The 13,819-nt window shown below is 34.8% G+C and carries 9 protein-coding genes; 4 read left to right on the forward strand and 5 right to left on the reverse strand.

The window, feature by feature from the left end; all coding sequences use genetic code 11:
• Positions 1-1,192 precede the first annotated feature (1,192 nt).
• From folD to RINTHH_RS02285, 3 genes are all read left to right on the forward strand, one after another.
• Complete coding sequence (folD, locus tag RINTHH_RS02275; protein ID WP_008232423.1) at positions 1,193-2,071, forward strand: bifunctional methylenetetrahydrofolate dehydrogenase/methenyltetrahydrofolate cyclohydrolase FolD; 879 nt, start codon at positions 1,193-1,195, stop codon at positions 2,069-2,071.
• 75 nt (positions 2,072-2,146) lie between these two features.
• A complete protein-coding gene (gene crtE, locus RINTHH_RS02280) occupies positions 2,147-3,073 on the forward strand; it encodes a geranylgeranyl diphosphate synthase CrtE (protein WP_044304416.1) in 927 nt (308 codons plus the stop codon).
• Positions 3,074-3,327: 254 nt separating this feature from the next.
• Positions 3,328-3,783 carry a divergent PAP2 family protein gene (locus RINTHH_RS02285; RefSeq protein ID WP_008232427.1) on the forward strand — a complete coding sequence of 152 codons (456 nt, stop codon included), beginning with the start codon at positions 3,328-3,330 and terminating at the stop codon, positions 3,781-3,783.
• A gap of 80 nt (positions 3,784-3,863) precedes the next feature.
• Here the strand turns inward: RINTHH_RS02285 and RINTHH_RS02290 are convergent, their stop codons facing one another.
• From RINTHH_RS02290 to recN, 5 genes are all read right to left on the reverse strand, one after another.
• A complete protein-coding gene (locus RINTHH_RS02290) occupies positions 3,864-4,547 on the reverse strand; it encodes a hypothetical protein (protein ID WP_008232429.1) in 684 nt (227 codons plus the stop codon).
• A gap of 186 nt (positions 4,548-4,733) precedes the next feature.
• The gene (locus RINTHH_RS02295; protein WP_008232431.1) at positions 4,734-5,063 is read right to left on the reverse strand and encodes an MgPME-cyclase complex family protein; all 330 of its coding nucleotides are present in this window, start codon (positions 5,061-5,063) and stop codon (positions 4,734-4,736) included.
• A 978-nt stretch (positions 5,064-6,041) separates the two neighbouring features.
• Complete coding sequence (locus tag RINTHH_RS02300) at positions 6,042-6,767, reverse strand: ester cyclase (protein WP_044304417.1); 726 nt, start codon at positions 6,765-6,767, stop codon at positions 6,042-6,044.
• 114 nt (positions 6,768-6,881) lie between these two features.
• Positions 6,882-7,646, reverse strand: coding sequence for a pyridoxine 5'-phosphate synthase (locus tag RINTHH_RS02305; RefSeq protein ID WP_044304418.1), 765 nt, complete (start codon positions 7,644-7,646; stop codon positions 6,882-6,884).
• A gap of 1,211 nt (positions 7,647-8,857) precedes the next feature.
• Positions 8,858-10,603, reverse strand: a complete 1,746-nt coding sequence (recN, locus tag RINTHH_RS02310; protein WP_008232437.1) for a DNA repair protein RecN — start codon at positions 10,601-10,603, stop codon at positions 8,858-8,860.
• A gap of 427 nt (positions 10,604-11,030) precedes the next feature.
• On the opposite strand from recN, the gene RINTHH_RS02315 reads away from it, so the two are divergent.
• Positions 11,031-13,016: an ABC1 kinase family protein gene (locus RINTHH_RS02315; RefSeq protein ID WP_008232439.1), complete on the forward strand. Its 1,986-nt coding sequence runs from the start codon at positions 11,031-11,033 to the stop codon at positions 13,014-13,016.
• The last annotated feature ends 803 nt before the right edge of the window (positions 13,017-13,819 follow it).

The following is a 13,819-nucleotide window of genomic DNA, read 5'->3' on the forward strand; positions in this document are numbered from 1 at the left end:
TTAATTTAGTTGATGAAAGTTTTTAGTCATCCCACTACTTTGTTCACCTCACTACAGGATTTAAATTTGGCAAAATAATTTTGATAAGTTACACAATCTTTGACTAAACTCTAGGTTTATATTTTTCCCTTAGGTAAAATTCATAACTTTTGTATCTTCATAATATTAGTAAGAGAATATTCCCTTACTCTTTTTATCATCAGATTCTATGGAAAATAAAATTTATATCAATCCAAATGTCATTAGACATAAAGCACTCTTCTATATTAAGAACTGCCGAGCTTCCCATCAAAAACTCTTCCTAGGTTTGCCTTACCTCAAACCAGAAACTTTCTACTTTGCATAGAATGTAGCCAAAGTATATTTTTGCTTCTACCATAAAAATTAAATTTTTTCCTGCACATTAGATCTTTTAAATCAGCCGCCATTAAACTTAATTAATGTAAAAATTCAATCAAATTACGACTTACTCAATATGATCAAAATTCTTTATGGAATATCCCATAAAGTTTAATTTGCATCCTGGTGTTATTGCATTTTTACTTAAATTTACTTTACCCTAAAATTCGTTGTAGTTTATGCGTACAGTAATAAGTGTAGTTTGTATATATTCATACTCAAATAATATCTATGATGGACAGAATTTTAAGCAAAAGCTCCAGGTAAAACAGAACATTAAGATCAATCTTCCTGAAAATAGTATAATAAGGTTTTGCTGAAAGGTAGTATTTGGAGCTACAAGACCTTATGGGTAAGATATTAAAGGTTTTGTGGAAATCTCTACTGTAGATTAGTAGGAAGGAAAATAACACTAATGAAACTGTACAGTTTCATTAGTGTTATTGGTTTTTAACCTTAGTGCTTGAGAATATGAACTTTCCAGGTTATGTTTTGAATAGCTTAGTTTAGTACTGAGTAGCTTATAATCGAAAGACAACAATATAAAGTATCAAGTACAACTTGAGAACACACTAAGTTTCATATGAATCTTAATACCCGGGCTTTAAAACTCAATTGCCTTTGAGCCAGTTTTTTTTAACACTAAATTCAATCTGAGCTCCAGCAATTATATCAGGGTAAGCAATTTAAGAGGGAATATTAGGATAGCTTCATATCCAGCAAAAGTTAGAACTATTTACTTAGAGAGTTGCTCTTTACTACTAGGGATCAACATAATTAAAAAGATACTTGCATGGAACTAAAAACAGCCAAATTACTGGATGGGAAAGCCTTAGCTAATAAAATATACCAGGAGTTGTCACAGACAATTACACAATTACAGTCTTACATAGGAAGAGCTCCTGGTTTGGCAGTATTGATGTTAGGGGATAACCCAGCTTCCGCAGCTTATGTGGCTGGGAAAGAAAAGGCCTGTGCCAAAGTAGGGATTACCTCTTTTAGCAAATACCTTCCCACAGGAATTAGTCATGAGGAAGTTATAGGATTAATTAAGAAACTGAACCAAGATGAAAACATTGATGGAATTTTGGTACAACTTCCTTTACCAGATCATCTAGACCCTGCAGTTATTTTGCAATATATTACTCCGGAAAAAGATGTGGATGGATTGCATTCAGTAAATTTGGGAAAATTGATGCGTCGAGAACCAGGTTTGCGGAGTTGTACTCCCGCTGGAGTTATGCGACTGTTCCAAGAGTATAATATACCCTTGGAAGGAAAACAGGCTTTAGTAGTGGGTAGAAGTATTTTAGTAGGTAAACCTTTAGCATTGATGCTGTTAGAAGTAAATGCAACAGTGACAATTGCCCATTCCCACTCTGAAAACTTGCCCACAATCGCCAAAAATGCTGATATTCTAATTGCAGCTGTTGGCCGTCCAGAATTTATTACTGCCGAAATGGTCAAATCAGGGGCTATTGTGGTAGATGTAGGGATAAATCGCATTGCTGATCCTGGAGGCAGGAGTAGACTAGTTGGTGATGTTGATTTTGCCTCAGTACACAAAGTAGCAGATTTTGTCACACCTGTTCCTGGCGGTGTTGGTCCGATGACAGTTGCAATGTTATTGCAAAATACAGTTGCTAGTTATCAACTACGGGCAGGTAATTAAATTCTCTCACCACACTATAAAACCCTACAAATTGCAAAATTAGTAACGACAATCTAGAAATTTAAGGATTTGAGGATGATGGCAGCGGATGATCTTCTAGAAACTACCAGGGATAGCAAATTCGATTTAGTTACGTATTTAAGGTCAAAACAACAACTGTGTGAAGAGGCTCTAGAAAAAGCTTTACCCATCCAGTATCCGGAGACTATTTATGAAGCTATGCGCTACTCTTTATTATCTGGAGGTAAACGTCTACGCCCAGTTTTATGTCTAGCGACCTGTGAAATGCTTGGTGGTATTATTGACATAGCGATGCCTACAGCCTGTGCCTTGGAAATGATCCATACGATGTCTCTAATCCATGATGACTTGCCCGCCATGGATAATGATGATTATCGTCGAGGCAACATGACCAATCACAAAATTTATGGTGAGGATATTGCAATTCTAGCTGGTGATGGCTTACTTGCTTATGCTTTTGAACACATTGCTATGCAAACCGAAAATGTCCCTCCCCAAAGGATTTTACAAGTAATTGCAAAATTAGGCAGGGCAGTGGGTGCTGCCGGTTTAGTTGGTGGTCAGGTTGTGGATTTAGAATCAGAGGGGAAGTCTGATATTTCCCTGAAAACCTTAAATTACATTCATAAGCACAAAACAGGAGCTTTACTAGAAATAAGTGTGCTTTCTGGGGGAATTTTAGCAGGGGCTACACAAGAGAATTTAGAAAGATTATCCACTTATGCTCAAAATATTGGACTAGCATTTCAAATTATTGATGATATTTTAGATATCACTGCTACTCAGGAGAGACTGGGTAAGAGTATTGGTAAGGATCAGCAGGCTAAGAAAGTAACTTATCCTAGTTTATGGGGAATTAAAAAATCCCAAGAACTAGCTGAGGAATTAGTTGCTGAAGCCTGCTCAAAATTAGAAATATTTGGTGTAAAAGCCCAGCCACTATTGGCATTGGCATACTTTATAATTAGCCGCGACCACTAAATATAAAGCGTGTTTCATGATAGGACAACTTTTTCCTCTAAGATTACATTCCTGGGTTTTCTAATATTCTATGGTTACAACCATAGAATATTAGTTCTATTTAATAAGCTTATACAGTATTTATATCTATTTGACGATATAAAATTCATAGATACTAATGCACTTACCCACAAGGTAATCTGAAATCCAAAATGGTATAAGCTATGTTTGTGAAAATATCGCTGATGATTGTTTACTAGTATCACCAAAGAACCATGCAGGACATTGGTAATATATTAGACAACCGGGTGCTACTGGTTGCCTTAGTGGCTTGTGTAATTGCTCAATTATTAAAGCTAATTATTGAAGTAATTCAGAATCGGAAATTAAGTGTACAAGTATTAGTAACTACAGGGGGTATGCCCAGCTCCCATTCTGCACTGGTAACTGCCTTGGCTACTGGTGTTGGTCAAACTGTTGGTTGGTCATCATCAGAGTTTGCTGTGGCAACAGTCTTTGCAATTATTGTTATGTATGATGCTGCTGGGGTGAGGCAGGCTGCAGGAAAACAAGCTCGGATTCTTAATCAAATGATAGATGAGCTATTTAACGAACATCCTGAGTTTAATCAAGATCGTCTTAAGGAGTTGTTAGGGCATACTCCATTTGAAGTTATTGCTGGTTTTGCGTTGGGGATTACTATTTCCTGTCTGGCCAGATATGCTTATTAATAAGCAAAAGAAAATTAGATTTATAATGGAGTTGTACTATTTGATTGAGGAGTTTGAACGGAAATTTTATGAATCCTTAATTAAAATCCACCAGGTATTATAAACTGGCAACATGAATGTGGCAATAGCACTTTGCGGCTATCAACTATTGATGCAATAAGACCATGACCACCCAGTTTTTTTAGAGTCTGATATGCATCCGTTTGACTATTAGTATAAACTGCTAGCAGATATGAACGCTTTCCATAGGATGCGAAACACACATCACCACCCATAATCCGATAAATCAATTCAAGCATTTCCGGATGTTTCAAATAGTCAACTAAAACAGCATAACCATGTCCCAATTGATGTAAAATGCCACTTTCATCATTATCAATTTTAAATTGACTGTTACCTTTTGGTCGGGTGCTAATAATAGTGGATAAACCTGTTGAATCTTTCACATATCTAGCCCAACGGTTGGCATTTTCTACTTTCCTAAATCCTCCTACACGAATAACCGTATTTTGAATATATTTACAGACTAGAATGTTGGTTTTTGCTGGTAGGATACGACGTAATTGACTTCGATTATGTTTAAAGTTGCTAATTACAAGTACAAGATGCTCCCCTGGATCTGGTGGCTGACATACAGGAAGGGGTTGTTTGTTTCCAGCGATGCTAGGGCTTATAAGGCCAATTACACTTAATAATGATAACAAAAAACTGGTAGCTGACACACTAGTTAATACGTGAAACTTATGCACTGAAGATAAATACATTGGATGTTTTCTCTCCGAAAAATACTATTCACAAATATTTTAAATATTGTCAATGGCTTATCAGTTAACATTTCAACCAAAGCCAAAACAAGCTGTATTCTTTTACAGCTCATTCAACATACTGTCCATAATGTGAAAAATTGTTAGATTAATCAATTTGGAATTGCTGAGTGGAACTCATCTCAGTTAACAAATAGTAGCTAATGATGCCAATGCATCATTAATTTCGCTACTAGGTGCCTGAAATTCTCCAGTTAATACGTATTCTAGTCGTAATTTTAACCAAATAATAAACTGAGAATTAGTGGAGATGACTGCTGCTGATGGTTGAGGACATTTTGCCTTAATCTCTGCCATAGAAGGAGCTTGGAGAAAAGCAGGTTGTTTAACTATCCAGAAATCGATTTTTTTGTCTTGTTCGCGATAGTTACGGGTGCGTTCCCGTATTACTTCTTCTAAAGGTTCCTCTACTAATAAAAAATGTTGACTTGCCAAAACGTAATAGTATGTTTGCATTTTGAATTACTATTTTACTTACTATTCAATAATTACATGACTTAGAAGATTAGAGCGGTCTTCAGGTAAATGAAGTACTTGAAACCAATGTTTAAGTAAGAGGAATTAATAATATAAGCTAATAAGAGGTAATTTCCAGAACAAAAATATTTTTCCTTGTTCCACTTTCAGGGACAACTGCAAGTTCTTTTAAAGCAGGCCATAAATTGTAATTAAAGGAATTACTAATCTAAATATACCAGTCCTGATAGCGATATACCTATGTGAAAAGGAAAAACTAATAATTAATAAAGATTAACATTTACAGGTTTAAGTTTTTAATGATTCTTTTCCCCAGGTTAGTACATATACTTATTTATGTTGAAATATCAAGTTATATATGTATTTTACTTATAGTTCATCATGTTTGATTTATCTTAGAGTAAGGCTTGAAGTACCCTAATAGTCGAAGGGTGAAAGAATCCAATAGTGTGACACTCAAAATTTATAAATTTTTCAAATATGGATATGTAAGTTTTATCAATTACATCTGCAACAGTTTGCTGTTTACTTTTGGTATTTTCCCATCAACATAATTCTTCTGTTCTACACTGGAAAAACTTTTCACCCTAGGGTAATTTGACGGATATAGTCCCTTGATACCACTAACCACTTGATAATTTTAGCTAGAAGACAAATATTGTTAGGAAAAATATTCCCCCTTCGTAACAAGAAGTGATTAACAAATCATAAATGTGAAATTCACTGGCTGGAAACTATATACACAAATTCAGTATATAATCAACCACTTGAAGTACACTGAAAAAAGTTATCTTGGTTAGCTTAAAAATTTTATTGAATCAGTTTTTATACCAAAATATATTAATCATATATTAACTTTTTAATATTATTTACTTTAATTCTTATTAGTCTAAATTCCAGTTTCAAAAAGATTTAGTTATTTAAGGGCACAGTAAAACATACTGTGCCCTTAAATAACTAAATCTTTTTGAATTTCTTTAGCCAACTACTAAAGGGACAACGACCAGGGAGGTTGGAAATATCTTCCAATTTTCCCCCAGCAGTTAATTGGCTTAGGAACAAACTATTATCAAAATAGTTTTCCATGGAAATTATTTTTAAGTCACCTGCAACACGAACAACAGTTATACCCACCATTTCTATGGTTTCTCCTGTAGGTGCAAAACCCTTATACTCCCCCCTAAAATGACCCCAATGCCGCCATTTGAAGGTAACTTTGGGTGGTCCTGAATAAACCTCTATAACTTCCCAGGGAAATCCTTGAGGAAATGCAGAATGGAATATTTGATGGGATGACTCAAAGGTCTCTTCGGAAGACTGATAATGTTCCGAATTGGGCATAAAAGCATTATAAGTGCCTTTTGCTGCTAATTCTTCAGCAGTGAATTCCCTACCACCATTAGTGCTGACACGAAATTGTTCATTGATGACAGACAACCATTGCTGGGGGTTACTTTTAAAAGACACTTCCATCTCGAAGGTTCTCACTAGGTTTTGTACAATTGCCTCTAAGGAACCTTCTACATGATTATATAAACTTTCATGGGCGAGATTTTCTTTGGAACGGCTATAATCTGGGGGAGTGCCATTACGCCACTCGATATTAGCCTGTTTACTGTATACAATCACCTCATCCCTATCCTGTACCCACAAGGGTAGGTCATTAGATTGTGTTGAGCTCATATAATTCCGTACTTTTTATGATAATAGACACGATAAATTTCCAGATACCGCAGCAATATTCCCCCTCTTCAATTATCAGTTACTAATTACCAATTGAATGTTCACTGATTAAAATTATCTACTTATAGCTTGCTTCATTTCTCGTACAGCCTTTTCCATACCTACCAATACAGCCTGACTGATAATTGAATGACCAATATTTAATTCCTCTATGCCAGGAATACAAGCAACAGGATAGACATTACGGTAGGTCAGTCCATGTCCGGCATTTACTCTTAATCCAGCTGAAATTGCCTGTTTGCAGCCCATAGCTAAAAAGTCTAACTCTTTTTTGCGAGTGGCTTCATCTCTTGCTTCTGCATATCGTCCAGTATGTAGTTCAATAAACTTCACCTGTAATTTTTGGGATGCTCTAATTTGTACAGGTTCTGCATCTATAAATAAACTCACAGGAATTCCAGCACCCTGCAATTTATCTATGAACCTACCTATTCTGGGAATTTGACCTGTAATATTTAAACCGCCTTCCGTAGTGACCTCCTCCCGTTTTTCTGGTACTAGAGTCACATAATCTGGTTTAATCTCTAGAGCAATTGCCACCATTTCATCAGTGGCTGCCATTTCCAAATTTAAGTGGGTTTTCACGATTTGTCGTAGCAAACGTATATCCCTTTCTTGTATATGTCGTCTATCTTCACGCAGATGGGCTGTAATACCATCCGCACCTCCTAACTCTGCCAATATGGCAGCTGCAATGGGGTCAGGTTCCACTGTTTTACGGGCCTGGCGAATAGTGGCAATATGATCAATGTTTACACCGAGTGTAGGAGCCAACCTAGTTTCTCCCTTGGCTGAAGTGCTTAGAACAGGATCGTACATCAAATAAAGCATTTTATATTTTATATTTTGAATTTTGGATTTATTCAGAAAATAGTTCTCAGTCCTCTTGTCACTTGCATCATCTATCAACCGGAATACATTAAGATAGTATTTTGAACAATTACCTCGCACTATTGATTTATAAGATTGCCAAAATACATATTAAATCTAGAAATATTTGATACTGTTAGCAAACTATGACTAATATTTTTTTGATTTCATAATTTTCTACACCACTTCATTATGCTCTAAACTAAATTGATGAAACCAGAGCGTTCAGTTTACTACCGACATCAGTAACTACTTTAATATAAACACGCTATTTGATTAATCAGTTAATTCTTTTATGGCTTAGAAACAATGTCTTATTTTCTTCTATTTGCTAGGTTAAAATTGAAATGCTTTGTCTTTAATCTAAGGTCAACTACTTTCCTAAAAAATATATCTTTGGTAGTAATTGTAGTAGTCCCACATATGATTGTTAGTAAGTGGGTAAATACTAGACACAATGATTAGTCAGCAAAATTACAAGTCTTTATAATCTCATCCATCAATTGAAATATGGTCTCTTATGATAAATCCTAATATTGGGTATAACTAGGGATAAAATGCTTTGAGTCGAGATAAAGATTTTATGACACGAGTTGAAAATAAGTTTTCTTCTATAAGTTTTCTTCTATCATCTTCTATAGTCAGTCTAAATGGAGAACATACACTTCTTTTACTATTATAGATATAATATAGGTATGTTGTTTATGAGAGCAAATACTAAAGAAGTTTATTGTATATGTTTCAATTAAAAAAATAAGAGTTAGAGTAGGTTAATCTAACCTTCTATTTAGTAATGATTATATAATAAAATACCTATTTAAAATCCTGATAATACCATAATATTTATTATGAGAAGATCCTCAATTTTAATTTAGTAAATATCTGAATTATAAAATTCTGAAGTTAATACCTTAAAGCCAAATTTATTATACGTGTAAATTATGCTCCTACCATATTTTCCATTTCACAGATCAGACAACCTATAGTAAACTTGAAGTTATTATTTTATCAATAAAATTTGTGAAGCAAATTTTGATTCTAAGAATTTCCAGTAAATTATATTTTCCCCAAGAAAAACATGAAAGATAAATATAGTCACGACTTTGCATAATATTGGTAATTTAATAATTATTATTGACTATGTGTGTCAATTTAGCTTATTAATTTTGCTGGACACGATAATGAGCTGCTTGTGTTAATAGAGAATCTGCAAAGGTGATTGCATTCTGTGCAGATTTACCACCTGCTAGTTGGGCTAATTCCTCTCGACGTTTATTTAAGGTATCTAAAGCAGTAACTTTTACGATGGTACGCTCTTCCATTTTTTCGTTATTCTCTTTTGTACCTTTTTTCTTATCTATAACTTTTTTGGATACCTGAAAATGCCTGTCTGCCATAGCTGCTACCAGAGGTTGATGAGTTACACATAATACCTGACATCCTTGGCTGATTTGGTACAATTTTTCTGCTATTGCCTGGGCAACCATACCAGATACACCCACATCAATTTCGTCAAATATCATAGTTTCTACCCTATCAACCTCGAAAATACAAGCTTTTAGGGCTAATAAGAAGCGAATCATTTCACCACCAGAAGCAATATTGGATAATGGTTTTAGGGGTTCTCCATAATTGGGGCTAAACATGAATGTGATTTTGTCTGCACCATATATTGTGGGGGTTGTAGAAACTATATCTACATGGAATTTCACCTTTTCCATAGCTAGGCGTTTGAGTTCCCCAATAAGTTCTGATTCCAGCTTGTTACTTGCACTAATCCTTAGCTGTGTCAATTTTTGACATGCTTGGGTAAGTTTCTGCCAACATTCACGTTCCTCTAGTTCCAAATCCTCAATGGATTGTTCGCTTTTATTGAGCAGATCTATTTCTACTTCAATGCTTTGATAGTAAGCAATTGCCTCATTTAACGTTGGACCATATTTACGGCAAATTTGTTTTAATTGTCTAATTCTGCTCTCTACTTCCTTTAAACGTTGAGGATTTGCTTCTAAACTTTCTCCATATTTGTTTACTTGTCTAGCAGCCTCCTTAATAGTGGCTTGAGCATCGCACACCATATCCAATATCGCTTGAAGTTGACTGTCATAATCCACCATATTAGTTAAATCTACCTCGCTATCACTTAATAAATCAGTAGCAGTAGGAGTTTGTGATTCATCCTGATATAAGGCTTGGTAAACCTTGTAACTCATTTGTTGTAGTTTCTCTACATGATTCAGTCGTTGATATTCTTGTTGTAACTGTTCTAATTCATCACTTGTATATAAGTTTGCCCCTCCTAATTCTTGTAATTGGTGGGCAAGTAAATCTAACTTTTGCAGCTTTTCTTGAGCAGAGTCACGGCATTTTTCTAGTAACTCAGATACTGTTTGATGGCGTTTAAAAGCATCCATGATAGTTTGTCTTTGTTGCCCAATTTCTTTGTCTCCGTAAGCATCCAACCATTCTCTTACTTGTGCCGATTGTCCTATTTGTACAGTTTCTCCTTGGGCTGTAATCTCCACCAAGTATTCACGCATTTCTGCTATTATCTGTCGGTTGACTAATATCCCATTAATTCGTGATCTACTGCGGATATTTTTTATGCTAAGGGTAATTTCTCTACTTACAATCACTGAATTATCATCTATCAAATCTATTCCTTGTTCTATTAACCAAGCAGCTACTGCTGTACTAAGAGTAAAAGTGGCTTCTATAATTGCCTTATTATTTCCAGCCCTGACTAACTTACTGGATGCTTTACCACCCAATACAGCATCAATTGCGTCTAAAATAACCGACTTACCAGCACCAGTTTCACCGGTTAATACATTTAATCCAATACCAAACGAAAGTTCTAAACGATCCACTAAGGCAAAATTTTCAATTCGCAACACAGACAACATATAATTTAATTCTCCGTGATGGCAGGCACCATAAATTTTAGATTTTAAATTTTGGAGTAATTTATAGAGAAAGCATCATCAAGATAAATATAAAATTATGTAATCAATATTTCTCCTTTATTTTCATAGTCTTTTAGCATTAAATCAGGTGTTGTGAAATTTAAGTTCATCAGAGTCGTATAAAAGTTTGAGTAAAAAAAGATTCATGTCCACTCATAGACTTTAACTATATGAAATTACCAGATTTAGATAATGGTTATAGTTCTTAAACCAAAAGGCTTCATTATTTGAAAATCTTGTAAAAGCAGAAAATTATATTTTTCTTAACTTCTCCTATTTTCACAGCTAATAACTTAGAAGTATATGCATTGTCCTCGAACTGTTGTTACAATACTTAACATAATAATGCGAGCATAGTAGTCAACTTATGATTGTGAAGACAGAGACTTCTTCTTCCTCCGTAGATAGACCTCTAGACAACTCAGAAATAGGCGTACAAGTTTCTTCTGAACGTATGTCACCAAGGGAAAATACTCACTCAGTAGGGGCAGACATAGAGCTAGGAAACTTACGCTATAATTCAGAAGAAATAGCAGCTTATTATCAACGCCGCCCTTTAAAGGTTTTACAAAGAATAGTAAGAATTTTAACACCCACTATAACTTTTGTTTTTGGTTTATGGTGGGATAATAAATGGGGAATATCTGTAGAAAATGAACGCCACCATGCTGTAAGACTACGTGAACTGTTGACAAAACTGGGTCCAGCATATGTCAAAATTGGACAAGCCTTGTCTACCCGTCCTGATTTAGTTTCTCCTCTATATCTAGAAGAGTTAACCCATTTACAAGACCAGTTGCCTGCTTTTCCTAATGAGGTTGCTTACCAATTCATTGAAGAAGAATTAGGATACTGTCCAATGGAGATATATACGGAGTTATCACCTCAACCGATTGCCGCAGCTTCTTTAGGGCAAGTATATAAGGGAAAATTAAATACAGGGGAAGAAGTAGCAGTAAAAGTCCAACGCCCTGATTTACGAGAAGGTATTACGATTGACTTGTATATACTACGGAAATTAGCAACATGGGCAAAAAAGAGGTTTAAACGTATCCGCAGTGACTTAGTGGGTATTCTCGATGAATTGGGGGATCGCATTTTTGAAGAAATGGATTATGTTCATGAAGGGAAAAATGCAGAGCGATTTTGTGAGTTGTATAGCCATATAAAAGATATATATGTACCAAAAATATACTGGGATTATACTAATCGTCGGGTTTTGACGATGGAGTGGATAAATGGCATAAAATTAACCCGAGCAAGGGAAATTGAGGAGCAGGGAATCGATGCGCGGTATTTAATCGAGGTGGGGGTACAGTGTTCCCTACGACAATTATTAGAACATGGCTTTTTCCATGCTGACCCCCATCCAGGAAACCTACTGGCCACTCCAGAAGGGAAATTGGCCTACCTGGATTTTGGTATGATGAGTGAAGTGAAACCACCCCAACGTTATGGTTTAATTGAAGCAATTGTCCATGTGGTGAACCGTGATTTTGAGGGGTTAGCTTCTGATTATATAAAATTGGAGTTCTTATCTCCAGATACAGATCTGACCCCTATTATTCCAGCTTTTGGGAAGGTATTTGCAGATGCTCAAAGTGCTAGTGTCGCTGATTTGAATATTAAAAGTATTACAGATGATTTGTCTGCCTTAATGTATGAATATCCATTCAGTGTTCCTCCTTACTATGCTTTAATTATTCGTTCCTTAGTAACTTTGGAAGGAATTGCAATTTATATTGATCCTAACTTCAAGGTTCTTAGCGAAGCATATCCCTATGTTGCTAAGCGTTTATTAATGGATCCTGCTATAGAATTAAGAACATCCTTAAAGGACTTATTATTTAAGGATGGTAGTTTGAGGTGGAATAGGTTAGAAAACCTGTTGAAAAATGCTCAAAGGAACCAAGATTATGACTTAACATTAGCCTTAGATCAAGCAGTAGATTTTCTCTCATCAGAAAGAGGTGAATTCATTCGTGGTTATATAGTTGATGAGTTTGTAAAAATTTCCGGTACCTTGGGTAATAGTATCCTAAACCACTTCATTGGCCTTCTAAGAGAAAAGCTAGGGATAAACGTCACCACCCAAGAATTTGAAACCATAGATGAGCAACAAAAGGCTCTTGAACATATCAAAAGAATTATAGATATTTTGCGAGGAAACTATATCTTTGACCCTGTGGAAATGGCATCCCAGATCACTCAAATAGTTTTTAATCCCAATGTACAACTTTTAGGCCAACAGATTACATCCCAATTGTTGCAAAAATGTATAACCAAAATTATTCGGGACTTATTAACAATAGACGACCTGACTTTAAGCCAGGATCATTTTCAAAAGGAGTAGAATATACAATTTATCCTTTACTTTATCTACAAGTCTTAATTTAATTATAAAATAATAGACCCATTTGAATTAGTTGCGTGAAAGCTCCTGGTAATCAACCTGGAGTATTTTTATATATAATTTTGAATTGATAATATTAAGATTATTGAAATAACGTTTCCTGATAATGGGTAAAAAACAAAAGTGGTTGCTACTAGAATTGATAGTTTTATCTAGTTCTTGTTCTAAGAATTGACATTATATGTTTAATAAGGGTAACTTTACTGTGAATAAAGTGCCTTTATCAAGGCTAGGAATTACAATGTTGTCTTGAAATCGGTAGACTTTTGAACATGAATCAGGACCTTTTTAGGTAAATCCTGAGTGATAATATCTATGATATTTTATGGACTTAGACAGATCGGAGGAGATACCAACATAAGAATTCAGATGTATAACTGGGGAGTGATTTTATACGATGTAGTTATAGTAAACACTTAATTCAAATTCTGGTGCTAATTTAGCAAAAAGGTTTTCAATAATTAATTTAGGACAGGAAAAATAAACCTTATCATAAATTCAATTCTCGTAGGAATTTGATTCACCATTAGTTTTTTTTGCTATTTAATCGAAAGATGGTGATAAAAGTTTTAATCAATCAATTTTTTCCTAAGAATTGCGTATGGTTGATTCTGATTATTTTGCAGTATTTCTCTTATATAGTGCTTGTTCTGCTGCTGTAAATTATTAACAATGAAGTAAAATACTAAATAGTTCCTGCTAGAAGAATACTTACTCTAAGTCTATATAAAATAATGTCAAAT

Source organism: Richelia intracellularis HH01, from assembly GCF_000350105.1.
GTDB classification, from domain to species: domain Bacteria; phylum Cyanobacteriota; class Cyanobacteriia; order Cyanobacteriales; family Nostocaceae; genus Richelia; species Richelia intracellularis.